Source organism: Herbaspirillum sp. C7C2 (assembly GCF_022627865.1).
Lineage (GTDB): Bacteria > Pseudomonadota > Gammaproteobacteria > Burkholderiales > Burkholderiaceae_D > Herbaspirillum > Herbaspirillum frisingense.
In genome coordinates this window covers 224,320-242,814 of sequence record NZ_JABXGI010000003.1, presented here as the reverse complement: position 1 = coordinate 242,814, position 18,495 = coordinate 224,320, and the positions used below count along the sequence as shown (strand labels likewise).

The window sequence follows — 18,495 nt, the reverse complement described above, 5'->3', positions numbered from 1 at the left end:
GGAGGGCAAACCGCCGTTAAGGCAATTCAATGGCACTTCAGCAGGCCGCCCTGTTGACCGATAGTGTAAGCAGGACTGACAGTGGGCTGACGGTTTTGCACGATAACGGGGATTCTAGCCTTCCTTTTTAAACTTATCGGACATTTTGCCCCTCATACGTCCTTGGCACGGATGGCATGGCCTGGTTTTCCATGCGATCATGTCGCCTGCCCGATTTTCTCCCATACCGAGCTGCCTTTGCATCCTGATGTCCCACGAAAAACATAACGCCGCATCCAGGCCTGGCCGTTGGGCGCTGTGCTGGCGATTTGCACGGGGCAGCTACATTCACCTGAACCGGGCCAGCCACCATGTGCTGGGTTTCACCCTCAAGCTGCTGCTGGCGGCCTACTTCGTCTTTTGCGCGCTGTTCCTGGTGCTGCGCTATGCGGTGCTGCCCGAGATCGGCCACTACAAGCCGCGCATCGAACATCTGGTGTCGGCCCAGATCGGGCGCGCGGTCAGCATCGAGGCCATCGACGCTTCCTGGAGCGGCCTGCGCCCGCAGCTTTCCCTGTCCAATATCACCGTGCATGACCAGCAGGGCGAGGCCGCGCTGACCTTGCCGCGGGTATCGACCACCTTGTCCTGGAGCAGCGTGCTGGTGGCGGCGCTGCGGGTGGAAAACCTGAGCATCGAGGGCGCCGACCTGGCGATCCGCCGCGATGCCGCCGGCAAGCTCTTCGTGGCCGGCATCCCGGTGCCCACGGGCGGTGACGGCAGTACGCTGGATTGGCTGCTGTCGCAGCGTGAGATTGTGATCCGTCACAGCAAGCTGCGCTGGGATGACGAAATGCGCAAGGCGCCCGAGCTGGTGCTGGAAGACGTCAACCTGATCCTGCACAACCGCTGGCTGCGCCACCGCCTGTCCTTGCGTGCCAATCCGCCACAGGACACCTCGGCGCCGCTCGATGTCAGGGCCGATTTCAGTCATCCGGCCTTTGCCCGCAGTTCCGAGATCACGCGCTGGAAGGGTGTGCTGTATGCCGACCTGCGCAATACCGACCTGGCGGTCTGGCGCGCCTGGGTGGACTACCCGATCGCCATCAACAGCGGTCGCGGTTCGGTGCGGGCCTGGCTCACGCTGGACCATGCCAAGGTCGCCAATTTCACCGCTGACCTGAGCCTGGCCGATTTCAACGCCCAGTTGTCGCGCCAGCTGGAGCCCCTCTCGCTCAAGCGCGTCAATGGCCGCATCTCGGCCAGCGAAACCCTGGGCGCCGGCCAGCAGGACGGTGTACCCACCTTCGGCACCAACGGCCACCAGGTGACCCTCACCGATTTCTCGATAGAAACCCCGGACGGCTTCGTCCTGCCGCCGACCTCGATCACCGAGAGCTACGAGCCGGCCACCCCGCTCAAGGCCGAGCGCACCAGTGTCAAGGCCACCTACCTGAACCTGCAGACGCTGTCGCAACTGGCGACCCGGCTGCCGCTGGCACCCTCGCAGCGCAAGTTGCTGGACGACCTGGCGCCACGCGGAGAACTGAACGATTTCACCGTGCAGTGGCAGGGCAGTTATCCGGAACTGAGTTCCTACCGGGTACAGGGACGTTTCAAGGGCCTGGGCATGAAGGGCCTGGCGGCCCATGTGGAGCCGCGCAAGAATCCGGCCCAGCAGGCGCGCGCGCAGTGGGCGGGCTTCCCGGGCTTCAGCAACCTGAGCGGCGAGATCGATGCCACCGAAAAGGGCGGCTCGGTCAAGGTGGATACGCAGCAGCTGGTGGTCGATCTGCCCGCCGACATGTTTGCCGAGCCCAGCATGCCCTTCGATACCCTGAAGCTTCAGGCGCACTGGCAATATCTGAAGGATCAGACACTGCAGGTGGATCTGGATCAGATGCAGTTCAGCCAGCCCGGCGTGGCCGGCAGCCTGTCCGGTCGCCATCTGCTGCCCTTGCAGGGCAAGTCGGCGGGTACCCTGGACGTGGCCGGCGAGATCAGCAGCTTCGACATCAAGGCGATCCGGCGCTATCTGCCGCAGCACATGAGCGAACCCCTGCGACGCTGGCTGACCGAGGGGCTGATGGCGGGCAACCTGCATGATGTGCAGTTCAAGCTCAAGGGCGCGCTGGCTGATTTCCCGTTCCATACTGCCAAGCCTGGCGAGCAGCCCAAGGGCCAGTTCCAGCTGAGTGGCGACTTCGAGGGGCTCAAGCTGAATTACACCCCGGGCCATCTCGGGCGTGACGGCAAGGAACCCGAGTGGCCCTTGCTGGAAGAGGGGCGTGGGCGCCTGAGCATCGACCGCACGCGCCTGGAGATCAAGGCCGAGAGCGCCCGCAGCCTGGGCGCGCGGCTGGGGCCGGTGACGGCGCGGGTGGCCGATGTCGATTCGCACGAAGCCACGCTGGAAATCGATGGCGTGGCCAATGGTCCGATGCCGGCCTTCCTGCAGTACGTGAACCAGAGCCCGGTGGCGCGCTGGACCGGCAATGTCATGGAGCACAGCAGTGCGTCCGGCGAGGCGCGGCTGGATCTCAAATTCCAGATGCCGCTGAACCACGCCATCGACACCCGCGCCCAGGGTGCCTTCCACTTCGCCAACAACGACGTCGATTTGCTGCCGGACCTGCCGGTGCTGTATCGGACCATCGGCAAGGTGGAATTCAACGAACGCGGTTTCACCCTCAACGGCGTGCGTGGCCAGTTCCTGGGCGACAGCCTGGCCATCAGCGGCGGCACCCAGAAGGATGGCAGCAGCCAGGTGCGGCTGGAGGGCGCGGTCAATGTCGAGGCGCTGCGCAGGCAATACACCGAGCCCTCGCTGCAGCGCCTGCTGGCACGCCTGTCGGGGAGCGCGCGCTATACCGCCACGGTGCAGGTGCGGCAGCGCCAGCCCGAGGTCAGCATCGAATCCAACCTGGCCGGGCTGGGTCTGGACCTGCCGGCACCCTTGCGCAAGGGCGCACAGGACGTTCTGCCGTTGCGGGTGGACCTGCTGCCCCTGGCCTCGCCCGATCCGCTGATCGAGCGCGAGGAATTGCGCGTCTCGCTCGGGCAGAACATCAGCACGCGCCATGTGCGCGAACGGGTGGTGGCCAGTGGTGGCAATTGGCGCGTTGCCAGTGGCGGCATCGGCTGGAACCAGCCGGCGCCGACGCCGCCGTCCGGACTCAAGCTGGCTCTGGCGACCGACAGCCTGGACCTGGATGCCTGGCTGGCCCTGAAGAACGACCTGGTCGGCAAGGGCAGCAGCAGCCCGGCAGCCAGCTCGGCGGGGCGCCTGGCCAGCGATGATGTGACGCAGTACCTGCAGCCGGACAATGTCTCGGCCCGGGTGGGCGAGCTCAGGCTGATGGGCAAGAAACTCAACAAGCTGATCCTGGAGGCGACGCATCGCCGCAATGCCTGGCAGATGAACCTGGAGTCGCAACAGGCGGCCGGCACGGTCACCTGGGACGAACCCACCGGCGGCAAGGGCGCGGGCAAGGTGACGGCGCGCCTGTCGTCGCTGGTCATTCCCAAGTCCAGCCCGTCTGCCGAGGCGGCGCAAGCAGCACAAGCGGTACAGGCAGCACAAGTGCCCCAAGCGGCCCAGCCCCAGCCCGACAGCAGTGACGACAATGTGCAGATGCCGGCCCTGGACATCCGCGCCGACCAGTTCGAGCTGGGAGACAAGAAGCTGGGCCGACTGGAGCTCGATGCCAGCAACATCGTCACCTCGGTGGGGCGCGAATGGCGCATCAGCCGGCTGCTGCTGGCCAATCCCGATGCGCAGTTCCGCGCCGCCGGCAACTGGCTCAGCTTCGGCAGCAACCATACCTCCAACTTCACCTATGCACTGGATGTCGAGGACGCCGGCAAGCTGCTGGAACGCTTCGGGTATCCCGGTACCATCCGCGGCGGTCGCGGCAAGCTGGATGGCGACCTGAGCTGGAAGGCGCCGCCCTATGCCATGGACATGGCCAGCCTGGGCGGCCAGGTCCACATGGATGTGCATTCGGGCCAGTTCCTGAAGGTCGATCCGGGCGCGGCCAAGCTGCTGGGCGTGCTCAACCTGCAGGCGCTGCCGCGCCGGCTGACGCTGGACTTCCGCGACGTCTTCTCGGAAGGCTTTGCCTTCGATACGGTGGCCGGCACCGCCAGCATCGCTCGCGGCATCGCCACCACTGACAATCTCAAGATGGCCGGCGTGACGGCCTCGGTGCTGATGAGCGGCTCGGCCGACATCGCCCGCGAAACCCAGGACCTGCATGTGGTGGTGATCCCCGAGATCAACCTGGGCACGGCCTCGGTGGTGGCCATGGCGGTCAACCCGGTGGTGGGCGTGAGTACCTTGCTGGCACAGCTGTTCCTGCGCAATCCGGTGATGAAGTCGCTCAGTTTCGAATACAAGGTGACCGGGCCGTGGAGCGACCCCATCGTGGTCAAGCAGGGGCAGGTGTCGCCGGTGGACGCCGAGCGCGCCAAGGAAGTGCTGCAGAAGGGCCGGGACGACAAAGAGCAGTCCCCACCGGCCAATAACCTGCCCCCGGCACCGGCGGTGGCCCCTGCCTCCCCGCGTCGTCAGCCTGCGCCCGGCCCGGCCATCAATTCAGGTGCCTGAACCCGATCGGTGACGCCTGCAGATAGTCGCGGGATGGGCCATACTGAAGCATCCTTCATATCATTCACGCGTCCCGCCATAGCCGGATGCGTCAGGCAAGTGCCAGGCAAATGGCAGACAAGAGGCAGACATGAGCCAGACATTCAAGGTGGCGGCCATCCAGATGGTCTCCACCCCCGAGGTACAAGAGAACTTCGCCAGTGCGGCGCGCCTGGTGGCGCAGGCGGCGGAGCAGGGCGCGCAGCTGGTGCTGCTGCCCGAATACTGGCCCCTGCTGGGCCGTCACGAACGCGACAAGCTGGCCCATGCCGAGGATGATGGCACCGGCCCGATCCAGGCCTTCATGCAGACGCTGGCCCGCCAGCATCAGATATGGCTGGTCGGCGGCACCTTGCCGCTGCAGTCGGCCGACCCTGACAAGGTCCTCAATACCTCGCTGGTCTATGACCCGCAAGGCCAGCGCGTCGCCCGCTATGACAAGATCCACCTGTTCAACTTCGTGCGCGGGCAGGAAAGCTATGACGAGGCCCGCACCATCGAACATGGCGGCGAGGTACGCAGCTTCGAGGCGCCGTTCGGCCGGGTCGGGCTGTCGGTCTGCTATGACCTGCGCTTCCCCGAGCTCTACCGGGCCATGGGCGAGTGCGCGCTGATCGTGATGCCGGCCGCCTTCACCTATACCACCGGCCGCGCCCACTGGGAGCTGCTGCTGCGCGCCCGCGCCGTCGAGAACCAGTGCTACGTGCTGGCCTCGGCCCAGGGCGGCGAGCACGTCAATGGCCGCCGGACCTGGGGCCACAGCATGCTGGTGGACCCCTGGGGCGAGATCGTGTCGGTCCTGCCGGAAGGCGAAGGCCTTGTGATCGGCGACATCGACCCCCATCGTCTACAATACGTTCGAGAAAGCTTGCCGGCGCTTCGCCATCGTAAGCTTTGACCTTTTTTGCCTTCCGACAAGACGCTATGAAATTATTTGAACCCAACATGGGCGCCCTGCAAGTGGCGCGCGACGTGCTGCTGACTCCCTTCGGCCTGGACGAATCCAAGCTGCTCAAGGCCCTGGGCAACATGTTCACGCACAAGGTCGACTACGCCGATCTCTACTTCCAGTTCACCAAGAGCGAGGGCTGGAGCCTGGAAGAGGGCATCGTCAAGACCGGCAGCTTTTCCATCGACCAGGGCGTGGGCGTGCGCGCCGTGTCGGGTGACAAGACTGCGTTTTCCTATTCCGACGAGATTTCCGAAGCGGCTCTGATGGACGCCGCCGCCGCCACCCGCACCATTGCCCGCCAGGGCAGCGGCAAGGTCAAGGTGGCCGGGTCCATGATCCCCGCCGGCGGTCGCGCGCTCTACCTGCCGCACGATCCGCTGACCTCGCTGGACGCCACCGCCAAGGTGCAATTGCTGGAGCGCGTGGAGCGCATCGCCCGCGCCAAGGACCCGCGCGTCAAGCAGGTCATGGCCAGCCTTTCCGGCGAATATGACGTGGTGCTGGTGGCGCGTGCCGATGGCGTGCTGGCGGCCGATATCCGCCCGCTGGTGCGGGTTTCGGTGACGGTGATCGCCGAACAGAATGGCCGTCGCGAGATGGGCAGCAGTGGCGGCGGTGGTCGTTATGACTATGGCTACTTCTCCGACGTGCTGCTGGAAAAGTACGCCTCCGAGGCAGTTGCCACCGCCCTGGTCAACCTGGACGCGCGCCCGGCCCCGGCCGGCCCGATGACCGTGGTGCTCGGCCCCGGCTGGCCCGGCATCCTGCTGCACGAAGCCATCGGCCACGGCCTGGAAGGCGACTTCAACCGCAAGGGCTCGTCCACCTTCTCCGGCCGCATCGGCGAGCGCGTGGCGGCCAAGGGCGTGACCGTGGTCGATGACGGCACGATCGCCGACCGTCGCGGTTCGCTCAACATCGACGACGAAGGCAACCCGACCCAGTGCACCACGCTCATCGAGGACGGCATCCTGAAGGGTTATATCCAGGACACCATGAACGCGCGCCTGATGAAGATGGACGTCACCGGCAACGCCCGCCGCGAATCCTTCGCGCACCTGCCCATGCCGCGCATGACCAATACCTACATGCTGGGCGGCGACAAGGACCCGGGCGAAATCCTGGCCTCGGTCAAGAACGGCCTGTATGCGGTCAACTTCGGCGGCGGCCAGGTAGATATCACCAATGGCAAGTTCGTCTTCTCCGCCAGCGAGGCCTACATGATCGAGGATGGCAAGATCACCTATCCGGTCAAGGGTGCCACGCTGATCGGCAATGGTCCCGATGTGCTGAACCGGGTTTCGATGATCGGCAACGACATGCGCCTGGATTCCGGCGTGGGCGTGTGCGGCAAGGAAGGCCAGAGCGTGCCGGTCGGCGTGGGCCAGCCAACCCTGCGCCTGGATGGCGTGACCGTGGGTGGCACCGCCTGAACCAGCTGGCCAGGTTCAGCAGAAGCAGGTTCAACACTGCAATGAAGACCGCCGGAGAGCTTGCCGGCGGTTTTTTTTCGTCGGCTGGGGATGGAAAAAGCTGCGGTGAAGGCGCTGAATGAGACGTCGCCAGATCAAATTACCGCTTTTTTTGCAGGATAACCACAGCGAAAAGTGGCACAGGAGACGGGCAGGGCTTGCATGGGGTGTGATTTTTTATTGCTTTTGGAGGCTGATATGGTGCATTTAAGGCAATGGTCGTACAAATATTCTATGATTTTTGAGAAAAATGTGCATGAGCACTGCATCAATCCATTTTTCGCATCTCCCTTGCCAAAGCCCCGGATTTGTAGCACTATGAATATCTGCTTCAATTAATCCATGACGCCAGACATGTCTTTCGCCCGCGCTTACTTTTATTTTTACTTTAGCTATTCCAGCCCCACGGCGGTGAAAAGCGGTAAGCGTTCGTAAAAAGACAAAACCGAATTTCCTAAAAAACCGCCAGTGATGGCGGTTTTTTTTTGGTCAAATTTCCAGCTGAATATTTGCAGCACTCCAGGAGAAAAAAATGCCGCGCACTGACGATCTTCGCATCCGAGAAATGAAAGAACTGGTCCCCCCCTCGCATCTCATCCGCGAATTCGGCTGCACCGAAAAGGTTGAGCGCACCACCGCCGAAGCCCGCACCGCGCTGCATCGCATCCTGCACGGTCAGGACGACCGCCTGATGGTCGTCATCGGTCCCTGCTCCATCCACGACACCAAGGCCGCCATGGAATATGCGCGCCGCCTGGTGGTGGAGCGCGAGCGTCACAAGAACGAGCTGGAAATCGTCATGCGCGTCTACTTCGAGAAGCCGCGCACCACCGTCGGCTGGAAGGGCCTGATCAACGACCCGTACATGGACAACAGCTTCCGCATCAACGATGGCCTGCGCGCTGCCCGTGAACTGCTGCTCAACATCAACGACCTGGGCCTGCCGGCCGGTACCGAATTCCTCGACGTGATCAGCCCGCAATACATCGCCGACCTGATCAGCTGGGGTGCCATCGGCGCCCGCACCACTGAATCCCAGGTACACCGCGAACTGGCCTCCGGCCTGTCCTGCCCGGTGGGCTTCAAGAACGGCACCGACGGCAACGTCAAGATCGCCGTGGATGCCATCAAGGCCGCGTCCCAGCCGCACCACTTCCTGTCGGTGACCAAGGGCGGTCACTCGGCCATCGTCTCCACCGCCGGCAACGAGGATTGCCACATCATCCTGCGCGGCGGCAAGCAGCCCAACTATGATGCGCCCAGCGTGGAAGCAGCCTGCCAGGACATCGCCAAGAGCGGTCTGGCCGCGCGCCTGATGATCGACGCCTCGCACGCCAACAGTTCCAAGAAGCCGGAAAACCAGATCCCCGTCTGCGCCGACATCGGCCGCCAGATCGCCGGTGGCGACACCCGCATCGTCGGCGTGATGGTGGAATCGCATCTGGTGGCCGGTCGCCAGGACCTGGTGCCGGGCAAGGAACTGACCTATGGCCAGTCTGTGACCGATGGCTGCATCAACTGGGAAGAAAGCCTGCAAGTGCTGCAAGGCCTGGCCGACTCCGTCAAGCAGCGCCGTCTGGTGGGCGACGAGCGCGATGCCGCCTGATCGGGTCTGACCTGATCCGCTTCAAGCAGCGCACAAGCAAAACGCCGGCAATCGCCGGCGTTTTTCATTGCAAGGCCTGATCAGGCCCGGGGATCAATCACGGAAGTTGTTGAACTCCAGCGGAATGTCCTTGATCTCCTTGCGCAGCAGCGCCATGGCGGCCTGCAGGTCGTCGCGCTTGGCGCCGGTGATGCGCACGGCATCGCCCTGGATGCTGGCTTGCACCTTCATCTTGCTGTCCTTGATGACGCGCACGATCTTCTTGGCGTCGTCGCTTTCGATGCCGTTCTTGACCTTGATCACCTGCTTGACCTTGTCACCGCCGATCTTCTCGATCTTGCCTTCGTCCAGGAAGCGCACGTCGACGTTGCGCTTGGTCATCTTGTTGGTGAGCACGTCGCGCACCTGGCTCAGCTGGAAGTCGGAGTCGGCGAAGGCGGTCAGTTCCCGTTCCTTCTGTTCGACGCGGGCGTCGGTACCCTTGAAGTCGAAGCGGGTGGAGATTTCCTTGTTGGCTTGTTCTACGGCATTCTTGACTTCGACCAGATTGGCTTCGCAGACGGTATCGAATGAGGGCATGGCTTTATCCTTATGTTCTTGCAGCCGGCGGAGGCCGGCGTCTGACCCGTGATTCTAGCGGAGTGGGGCCGCCGCCGCCATCGTCGTCCCGCCGACAGCCGATCTCCGGCCTCCGGAGCGCTATAATCGCTGCCCTATGACCATGTCTTCGCTTCCCCTCCAGCACGCCGTTTCCCTGCGCGCCCTCAATACCTTCGGCATCGAGGCCCAGGCCCACGCCTACCTGCCCGTCGATGCTGTGGAAACCCTGCAGGCACTACGCGCCGATGCCTCCCTGATGAGCTTGCCCCGGCTGGTGCTCGGAGGCGGCAGCAACCTGCTGCTGACGCAGGATTTCGGTGGACTGGTGCTGCATATGCAAGGCCGGGGCATGGCAATCACCGGCCAGGACGACGACTTTACCTACGTGCGCGCCGCCGCCGGCGAAAGCTGGCACGGCTTTGTCCAGTGGACGCTGGCGCAGGGGCTGGGCGGACTGGAGAACCTCTCGCTCATTCCCGGTAGCGTGGGCGCCGCGCCCATCCAGAACATCGGCGCCTATGGCATCGAACTGAAGGATCGTTTCCACAGCCTGCGCGCCTTCGATCTGGAGCGCGGCGAGATCTTGACGCTGGACCGCGAGGCCTGCCGCTTCGGCTATCGCGACAGCGTCTTCAAGCACGCACTGCGTGACCGCGCCATCGTGCTCGACGTCAGCTTCGCCCTGCCCAGGCGCTGGATCGCCAATGCCAACTATGCCGATGTGTCGCAGGCGCTGGAAGAGCAGGGCATTACCGCGCCCGGACCGCGTGACATCGCCGAGGCCGTCATCGCCATCCGCACCCGCAAGCTGCCCGATCCGGCGCGCATCGGCAATGCCGGCAGCTTCTTCAAGAACCCCATCGTGCCGGCCCGCCTGCGCGATCGCCTGCTGGCGCAATACGCCAACCTGGTCAGCTATCGGGTCGATGACGATCACTACAAGCTGGCCGCCGGCTGGCTGATCGACCGCTGCGGCTGGAAGGGCAAGTCCATGGGACGGGCGGGTGTCTACGAACAGCAGGCACTGGTGCTGGTCAATCGCGGCGGCGCCAGCGGTGCCGAAATCGCCAGGCTGGCCAAGGCCATCCAGGATGACGTGCTGGAGAAGTTCGGGGTGCAGCTGGAGCCGGAGCCGGTCTTCATCTGAGTACGCGTTTTCCTGCACGTAAAAAAGCCGTCGGTATCGCTACCGACGGCTTTTTCATTCTGCTTTGCTGGCGATCAGCCGAAGTGGCAGACGTAGTCCAGGGTCTCGGTCACTTCGATGTCGAAGCTGGAGTTGCCCGGCACGCTGAAGGTGGTACCCGCAGCATAGGTATTCCAGGCTTCTTCGCCCTTCAAACGCACGCGGCAGCTACCGCCGTTGATTTCCATGATTTCCGGCGCGCCGGTGCTGAAGTTCAGCGAAGACGGCAGGATCACGCCCAGGGTCTTCTTGCTGCCATCGGCCAGCAGCACGGTGTGCGAGACGCACTTGCCGTCGAAATAGACATTGCCCTTCTTGAGGACGGTGACGTTGTCGAATTGGGTGCTCATCGAATCGCTTCCATTAAACGGTGTAAGGGGGAATCCTGCAGGAATTAATTCTCATCCTTGCCCAGCAGCGGCAGCGACACGGCGGTGCTGGAATCCAGCAGGCCGGTGCCCTGGTAGATCGCCAGCTTCTGGCGGGTGTCGGCGATGTCCAGGTTGCGCATGGTCAGCTGGCCGATACGGTCGATGGCGGAGAAGCTGCCTTCGCCCTTTTCCATGGTCAGGCGTTCCGGGTGGTAGGTCAGGTTGGGCGACTCGGTGTTGAGGATCGAGTAGTCATTGCCGCGACGCAGTTCCACCGTCACTTCGCCGGTGATGGCGCGCGCCACCCAGCGCTGGGCGGTTTCGCGCAGCATGATGGCCTGCGAATCGAACCAGCGGCCCTGGTACAGCAGGCGACCCAGCTTGCGGCCGTTGTCGCGGTACTGTTCGATGGTGTCTTCGTTGTGGATGCCGGTGACCAGACGCTCGTAAGCGATGAACAGCAGGGCCAGGCCCGGGGCTTCGTAGATGCCGCGGCTCTTGGCTTCGATGATACGGTTCTCGATCTGGTCGCTCATGCCCAGGCCATGACGGCCACCGATGCGGTTGGCTTCCAGGATCAGGTCGGTCATGCTGTCGAAGGTCTTGCCGTTCAGGGCCACCGGACGGCCTTCTTCGAAGCGCACGGTGACCGTCTCGGCCTTGACTTCGACGTCATCGCGCCAGAACGCCACACCCATGATGGGCTGCACGATCTTGATGCCGCTGTTCAGGAACTCCAGGTCCTTGGCTTCGTGGGTCGCGCCCAGCATGTTGGAGTCGGTCGAGTAGGCCTTTTCCACCGACATCTTGTAGTCGAAGCCGGACTTGATCATGAACTCGGACATTTCCTTGCGGCCACCCAGTTCGTTGATGAAGGTGCTGTCCAGCCAGGGCTTGTAGATCTTCAGGTTGGGGTTCACCAGCAGGCCATAGCGATAGAAACGCTCGATGTCGTTGCCCTTGAAGGTGCTGCCGTCGCCCCAGATATCGACGTTGTCCTCGCGCATCGCGGCCACCAGCATGGTGCCGGTCACGGCGCGGCCCAGCGGGGTGGTGTTGAAGTAGGTGATGCCTGCGGTGGAGATGTGGAAGGCACCGCTCTGCAGGGCGGCAATACCTTCGTTGGCCAGCTGTTCGCGGCAGTCGATCAGGCGCGCCAGCTCGGCACCGTATTGCAGGGCCTTCTTGGGGATGGCGTCGTAGTCCGGCTCATCCGGCTGGCCCAGATTGGCGGTATAGGCGTAGGGGACGGCGCCTTTCTGGCGCATCCAGGTCAGCGCGGCGCTGGTATCGAGGCCGCCGGAGAAGGCGATGCCGACTTTTTGATTGACCGGGACGGATTGCAGGATGTTGGACATGATCTTGACGTTGCGATGAGGATGAATTGACTAGGACTGGCGGGCTGGGCGTCATGCGCAGCCCGGAATTTCATTGGTCGAACTTGCCGTGCACCAGATACTCGAGCAGGGCCTTCTGGACGTGCAGGCGATTTTCCGCCTCTTCCCAGACCACCGACTGCGGGCCGTCGATCACCTCGGCGGCCACTTCCTCGCCACGGTGGGCCGGCAGGCAGTGCATGAAGAGTGCATCCTTCTTGGCGCGCGACATCTTGGCCTGGTCCACGATCCAGCCGTCGAAGGCCTTCAGGCGCGCATTGTTCTCCGCCTCGAAGCCCATGCTGGTCCATACGTCGGTGGTGACCAGGTCGGCATCCTGGCAGGCATCGGCCGGATTGGCGAAGAAGGTGTAGTGCGTGTTCCCGGGCGAGACCTGGGCCGGGTCGATGTCATAGCCCTTGGGGGTGGAGACATTGACGTGGAAGCCGAACACCTCGGCCGCCTGCAGCCACGAATACAGCATGTTGTTGGCATCGCCCACCCAGGCCACGATCTTGCCCTGGATGCTGCCGCGCTGCTCGATGAAGGTGAAGACATCGGCCAGCACCTGGCAGGGATGCTGCTCGTTGGTCAGGCCGTTGATCACCGGCACGCGCGAATGCTTGGCAAAGCGCTCGATGATCTCCTGGCCGTAGGTACGGATCATGATGACGTCGCACATGCGCGACATCACCTGGGCCGCATCTTCCACCGGTTCGCCGCGGCCGAGCTGGCTGTCGCGGGTGTTCAGGTAGATCGCGGCACCGCCCATCTGGTGCATGCCGGCCTCGAAGGAGAGGCGGGTGCGGGTCGAGTTCTTCTCGAACACCATCACCAGCGTGCGGTCGGCCAGCGTGTGGTGGGGCTCGTAATTCTTGAACTTACGTTTGATCACACGGGAACGTTCGATCACGTACTCGTATTCATCAAGCGTAAAGTCGGAAAACTGAAGGTAGTGTTTGATTGCCATAAATAAAAACGGCGGCCAGTGTGGCGCCTGCCGCCGATAGTCGTTAACTCCTTAGATTATAAGGGATTCGGCTTAAAAAGATACCCGCTGTACTTGCCTTGCGGAAACAGTCGGCGAATCCCCTTGTGGGGGCGGGCAATGAAGCTGGCTCGGGCAGCAGAAACAAATTTCTCGACACTATTCGAGCCGCAGGCAGAACTTATTTGAATCAGCTATCGATATCTGACGAGAAAATCCTTCTACTACGAATCGGTCAGCAAATGTCACGATATAAATAAGAATCATTAGCATCTGTGCAATTAGAATCGGCGCCTTTCTATTCCCTTGGAGTAAAAGCTGCCATGTCCGATTCGCCTGTTGTCCCATCCGGTTTCCGTCTGCGAGCCTTGCCTTCGGCGCTGGCTGCTGCCGTGCTTTCCATGCCGGCCCTGCCTTTGCTGGCGGCCCCCGCTGCTGACGACCAGGAAGAAACCGTCACCTCCCGCCTGCCCGCTGTCGAGGTCCGCGACCGGCGCAGCCAGGGTGATCCGCGTCCCGGCAAGCTCAGTAGCGCCACCCGCACCGCCACCGAGCTCACCGACATACCGCAGACCGTGCAAAGCGTCGCCGTCGAACGGGTGATGGCCTACGGCGGGCGCGACATGGCGGCCGCATTGACGGGGGTGCCGGGCATTTCCAATGTCTCCGATACCCGTTTCGACGCCTTCCGCATCCGTGGCTTTTCCAATGCCGGCGACATGCTGCTGGACGGCATGCGTGACGACGCCCAATACGTGCGCAGCCTCGGCACCATCGAGCGCATCGACATCCTCAAGGGACCGGCCGCCGTCCTGTATGGGCGGGGCAGTGGTGGCGGCGTGATCAATCGCATCAGCAAGCAGCCGGGTCAGGAGGCTTTCGGTCAGGCCTCGGCCACCTTCGGCAGCTACGGCCAGCAGGGCGTGGCGCTGGACTGGAACCGTCCGCTCGATGCGCAATGGGCCATGCGTCTGAACCTCGGCCGCGAGCACGAGGGCAATTTCCGCGATGAGGTGCGCGGCACCCGCCAGTATTTCGCGCCGTCGCTGAAGTGGGAATCCGGCCGTGACAGCTGGCTGCTGCAGGCCGAATACCAGGAGTTCCTGCGCACCCCCGACCGCGGCGTGCCGGCGCGAGTGACCGCGCTCTCCGCGCGCAATACGGCCACCGCCTATGCCTTGCCGGTGGCCGATGATGGCAAGTTCTTCGGTGCTGCCGGACGCGACGTGCTGCGCGATACCACGCTGGCCCTGCGCTCCACCCTCACGCGCGCCGTGGCGCCGGACTGGAGCATCCGTTACGGCGTGAGCCTGTTCGAACTCGATAGCGACTTCGACAACAGCTTCGTCTCGCAATCCTTCGTCAGCAGCACCCGCAACCTGCAGCAGGTCCAGCGTAGCCGCTTCCAGCAGGACCTGCATCAGCGCAACCTGCAGACCAATCTGGAGGTGCTGGGCAAGCTCGCCAGTGGGCCGTTGCAGCACGAGTTGCTGGCTGGCGTCGAATATGCCTGGCAGAAGCGCGACCCCCGGCTGTGGATGGGGTCGGCCACCCCGGTCTCCATCGACAATCCCGACAATCGCGACAACAAAGGCATTGTTCCCCAGCCGTGGCAGATGAACTATCACAAGGCCAGCAACCTGGGCATCTATGTGCAGGACCAGATCGATCTGGGCGGCCGCCTGAAAGGCCTGTTCGGCCTGCGCTGGGACGACTTCGACATCGATTCGCGCAACCAGTTGAAAAATCTGCGCAGCGAGCGCTCCAGCCATGCCCTGAGCCCGCGCGTGGGGGCAGTGTGGGAGGCCATCCCCGACCAGCACCTGTACCTATCGTGGAGCAAGAACTACGCCCCGGTCGGAGGGGACGTGATCGGCATCACACCCGGCGCCGAGGGCAACGCCAACGACCTCGGCCCGCAGTACAGCCGCCAGGTCGAAACCGGCCTCAAGAGCGACTGGCTCGATCGCCGGATCAGCACCACCCTGGCCTGGTTCCAGCTGGAGCTCTACAACCGCACCGTAGCCGATTCCCTCAAGCCGGGTACCTTCTACCAGACCGGGCTGGAGCGCAATCGCGGCGTCGAGTTCAGCGTGGCCGGAGAAGTGGTGCGGCATTGGTTCCTGCGTGCCGGCTGGACGCAGCAGAACGCCAAGGTGCTGCAGGCCGAACCGCAATTCACCGGCAAGCGCGCCAGCGGCGTATCGGCCCGCAATGGCAGCCTGTTCGTCTCCTACGCGCCGCCACTGGGGTGGTTCGGCGAGACCGGCCTGATCGTCGAGGGCGCGCGTTTCGCCGACCGCGACAACCTGGTCGAGTTGCCCGCCTATCCCCGGCGGGATGCCATGGTGGGTTATCGCCTGCAGCGTGCCGATTTCACCCTGGCCGCGACCAATCTGGCCGGCCGCCGCTACTACGCCAGCGCCACCGGAGCCTCCCAGATCATCCCGGGGGCGCCAAGGACGCTGTCGTTCACGGCGACCTACAGGTTCTGAACCCGAGGTCGCCCATGCCCTGGCGCGTACCCGCTGTCATGTGCGCGGGGCCGGGGCATTTTCCGCAAAGGCGGGCATGCCCGCCAGCCGCGTATGGATGCCCGCCAGCGTCGGCCATTGCGACAGGTCGATGCCCATACGTTCGGCATTGACCGTCTGCGGGAACAGCAGGATGTCACCCAGCGAAGCTTGCTGACCACCGACGAACGGCCCGGCCTGGTGGCTCTGCAGCAGGCGGTCGATGGCCTGCAGACCTTCCATCACCCAGTGCCGGTTCCAGTCGGCGATCTCCGCAGCCGTCACCCCGGGCAGGGTCGACAGCCGGCGCGCCACCCGGGGCGGGACCAGCGCATGGATTTCGGCGGCGATGGCGATGGCGACCGAGCGCGACAGCGCGCGCTGTTCCAGTCCCTTGGGCAGCAGCGGCGGCTCCGGATGCAGCTCGTCCAGGTATTCGATGATGGCGATGGATTGCGTGATCAGCCCGCCCTGATCCGTCACCAGGGCCGGCACCAGACCTTGCGGATTGATGCGCAGGTAGTCCTCGCGGCGGTTTTCCGGATCGTCGCCGAGGATGGAGACCGGCAGCACGTCGACCTCGATCTGCTTGATGGCCAGGGCAATACGCACGCGCGAGGCGGCCGAGGAAATGTCGTTGAGATACAGTTTCATGTCGGGTCCTTTTAAAGTGATGAATTGATGAAGCGATGAAGCGATGAAAAATCAGGGGGCAGGTAACCCCGCCGATGGCGCGGGCTTCCCGGCAGCGGTGGACAATGCCGCCAGGGCGGCTGCGGCCTGCGCCTGCTCCGGTGCGTGGGTATCCCAGGCACAGGGACTGGCCGAGATGGCCAATGCGGTGATCCAGCCGATCATGGTGCGCATGGTGTCTTCCTTTCTCTTGAAAACGATGTGAGGGTTCAGGCCAGCTCGGCAACTCAGCCGAAGGTGAAGGCATAGGCAGTGGCGCCGGGGTCGAGGAAGCGCACCTCGAAACGACGCGGCTTGACCCCGCCACGCTGGCGCACCAGCTGGAACAGCCGGGTGCGGCTGACCGTGCCGTTGCCGGCTGCATCGATGTCGGCACCATGCAGTTCCCCCGGCGCCTGGCCATCCACGCTGACCACGAAGCGCACCGGCCGGCCGTCTTCCCCGGGGCCGAGCACCAGGTGCAGGTCGCGTGCCGAAAAACGGTAGGCGATGCTGCCGTCGGCCTGCTGCAGGCTCACCGCTTCGGCACCGACCTTCCAGGTGCCGCTCAGGCTCCATTGATTCAGTTGCAGTGGCGCGGCGCTGTAGTGCATCGCCACATCGGGCCGCAGCCGTTCCGGCGAGACCATGCCGGTGGCCTGGCGATAGCCCAGATAGCTTTCCTGCGAAGCCAGCCGGGCCAGGTCCGGCGCGGCCTGGATGTCGGTGGCGTTGGGCTTCACGGCAGCATCTCCGTCACTGCCTTTCGCGCTCTGGCCGGCCTCCTTGAGCAGGGCCCGGATGGCCTCTTCGGTGCTCTCGTAGCGCCCTTCGCCGAACTGGTGGTAGCGCAACTTGCCCTGGGCATCGGCCAGGTAGATCGCCGGCCAGTAGTTGTTGTCGAAGGCGCGCCACAGGCGGAATTCGCTGTCGACCGCGACCGGGAAGTCGAGCTTGAATTCGTTCACGGCCTGGCGCACGTTGTCCACCTTGCGCTCGAAGGCGAACTCGGGGGTATGCACCCCGATCACCACCAGGCCCTGATCACGGTATTTCTCGGCCCAGGCCCGGATGTAGGGCAGGGTGCGGATGCAATTGATGCAGGAATAGGTCCAGAAATCCACCAGCACCACCTTGCCGCGCAACTGTTGCGCCGATAGCGGGGCCGAGTTCAGCCACTGCACGGCACCGTCCAGGGCCGGCAATGCGCCTTCGACCGGCAGGGTGCTGCGGTAGGGGCGCCTGGCCGTCTCCGCCGGATGATCGATTGCGCCGCCAGCCATGGCTGCGGCAACTGGCCCGCGTGGCGGTGCCAGCAGCTCGAGCAGGCGGGTCTCAAGACCTTCGGTAGCGCTGGCCTTCGCCGCCAGCGGCAGGCTCGCGCCCACGGCAATGCTGGCGACCCCGGCCAGCACGGCTACGCCCAGCAGCCGGCGCAGCCACTCACCCATCCCCAGCCGACGGCGCAGAACAGCCATCACACCGGCCCCAGCGGACAGGACCACGGCCAGCATGCAGGCCGCCCCGCTGGCGTAGGCCAGCAGCAGGGTGGCAGTGTGCGGCGTCGGGCCGGCCCAGGCGGCGGCCGACAGCACCAGGCCCAGGATGGGGCCGGCGCAGGGTGTCCATAGCAGGCCGGTGGCCGCGCCCAGCAGCACGGCTGCGGCTACGCTCTCGCGCCCGCCCCGTGGCGTCCCACCGCGCTCGGCCAGCGCATTGCCCAGCAGTACGCCCGGGCGCGCCAGTAGTGTGGCCAGCGTGGGCGACATCAGCGTCAGACCGAACAGGGCCAGCACCAGCATGGCAGCGACGCGACCCGCTTCATTGACATGGACGGCCCAGTTGGCGCCCACCGCAGCCAGCGTGGCCACGGCAGCAAACACCAGCGCCATGCCCGCCAGCAGCGCCAGGCGCAGCCGCCATGGCTGGTCGGCGCGGGCCAGCAGGAAGGGCAGGACCGGCAGGATGCAGGGGCTCAGCAAGGTGAGCGCTCCGCCGAGGAAGGCGGCAAGATAGAGGGTCATGATGTACAGGCCGGCAAGGGCGGTGTGATTGGCGACCCGTGCATGAGACCGCGCCGGTGTATCTGTCATGTGTAGGCCAGGGCCGGCTTGTGTATCCCTGCGTGTCCG

General features: G+C 64.2%; 13 protein-coding genes. 6 read left to right on the top strand and 7 right to left on the bottom strand.

The window, feature by feature from the left end; all coding sequences use genetic code 11:
* Positions 1-247: 247 nt before the first annotated feature.
* From HWE04_RS07055 to aroG, 4 genes are all read left to right on the top strand, one after another.
* Entirely contained in the window at positions 248-4,588 is a 4,341-nt protein-coding gene (locus tag HWE04_RS07055; RefSeq protein ID WP_241811955.1) for a YhdP family protein, read from the top strand.
* 130 nt (positions 4,589-4,718) lie between these two features.
* Complete coding sequence (locus HWE04_RS07050; protein ID WP_241811954.1) at positions 4,719-5,525, top strand: carbon-nitrogen hydrolase family protein; 807 nt, start codon at positions 4,719-4,721, stop codon at positions 5,523-5,525.
* Positions 5,526-5,551: 26 nt separating this feature from the next.
* Entirely contained in the window at positions 5,552-7,012 is a 1,461-nt protein-coding gene (gene tldD, locus HWE04_RS07045) for a metalloprotease TldD (RefSeq protein ID WP_102661302.1), read from the top strand.
* Between the two features lie 571 nt (positions 7,013-7,583).
* Positions 7,584-8,657, top strand: coding sequence for a 3-deoxy-7-phosphoheptulonate synthase AroG (gene aroG / locus HWE04_RS07040; RefSeq protein WP_102661303.1), 1,074 nt, complete (start codon positions 7,584-7,586; stop codon positions 8,655-8,657).
* Positions 8,658-8,750: 93 nt separating this feature from the next.
* Here the strand turns inward: aroG and HWE04_RS07035 are convergent, their stop codons facing one another.
* Positions 8,751-9,236: a YajQ family cyclic di-GMP-binding protein gene (locus HWE04_RS07035; RefSeq protein WP_006463130.1), complete on the bottom strand. Its 486-nt coding sequence runs from the start codon at positions 9,234-9,236 to the stop codon at positions 8,751-8,753.
* A 136-nt stretch (positions 9,237-9,372) separates the two neighbouring features.
* Between HWE04_RS07035 and murB the strand changes: the two genes are divergently transcribed.
* A complete protein-coding gene (gene murB / locus HWE04_RS07030) occupies positions 9,373-10,404 on the top strand; it encodes a UDP-N-acetylmuramate dehydrogenase (RefSeq protein ID WP_241811953.1) in 1,032 nt (343 codons plus the stop codon).
* A gap of 74 nt (positions 10,405-10,478) precedes the next feature.
* Here the strand turns inward: murB and ppnP are convergent, their stop codons facing one another.
* The 3 genes from ppnP to argF all read right to left on the bottom strand — a co-directional run bounded on the left by ppnP (position 10,479) and on the right by argF (position 13,160).
* Positions 10,479-10,793, bottom strand: a complete 315-nt coding sequence (gene ppnP / locus HWE04_RS07025) for a pyrimidine/purine nucleoside phosphorylase (protein ID WP_006463128.1) — start codon at positions 10,791-10,793, stop codon at positions 10,479-10,481.
* Between the two features lie 44 nt (positions 10,794-10,837).
* Positions 10,838-12,172, bottom strand: a complete 1,335-nt coding sequence (argG, locus tag HWE04_RS07020; RefSeq protein WP_241811952.1) for an argininosuccinate synthase — start codon at positions 12,170-12,172, stop codon at positions 10,838-10,840.
* A 70-nt stretch (positions 12,173-12,242) separates the two neighbouring features.
* Complete coding sequence (gene argF / locus HWE04_RS07015; RefSeq protein WP_006463126.1) at positions 12,243-13,160, bottom strand: ornithine carbamoyltransferase; 918 nt, start codon at positions 13,158-13,160, stop codon at positions 12,243-12,245.
* A 341-nt stretch (positions 13,161-13,501) separates the two neighbouring features.
* Between argF and HWE04_RS07010 the strand changes: the two genes are divergently transcribed.
* Positions 13,502-15,673, top strand: coding sequence for a TonB-dependent receptor (locus HWE04_RS07010; protein ID WP_241811951.1), 2,172 nt, complete (start codon positions 13,502-13,504; stop codon positions 15,671-15,673).
* Positions 15,674-15,709: 36 nt separating this feature from the next.
* Here HWE04_RS07010 and maiA read toward each other — a convergent pair whose 3' ends face one another.
* Genes maiA through HWE04_RS06995 form a run of 3 tightly spaced genes read right to left on the bottom strand, consistent with a single transcriptional unit; the run spans position 15,710 to position 18,387 of the window.
* Entirely contained in the window at positions 15,710-16,345 is a 636-nt protein-coding gene (gene maiA / locus HWE04_RS07005; protein WP_182994247.1) for a maleylacetoacetate isomerase, read from the bottom strand.
* A gap of 51 nt (positions 16,346-16,396) precedes the next feature.
* A complete protein-coding gene (locus tag HWE04_RS07000; protein WP_241811950.1) occupies positions 16,397-16,558 on the bottom strand; it encodes a hypothetical protein in 162 nt (53 codons plus the stop codon).
* 53 nt (positions 16,559-16,611) lie between these two features.
* Positions 16,612-18,387: a cytochrome c biogenesis protein DipZ gene (locus HWE04_RS06995; RefSeq protein WP_241811949.1), complete on the bottom strand. Its 1,776-nt coding sequence runs from the start codon at positions 18,385-18,387 to the stop codon at positions 16,612-16,614.
* Positions 18,388-18,495: the final 108 nt, after the last annotated feature.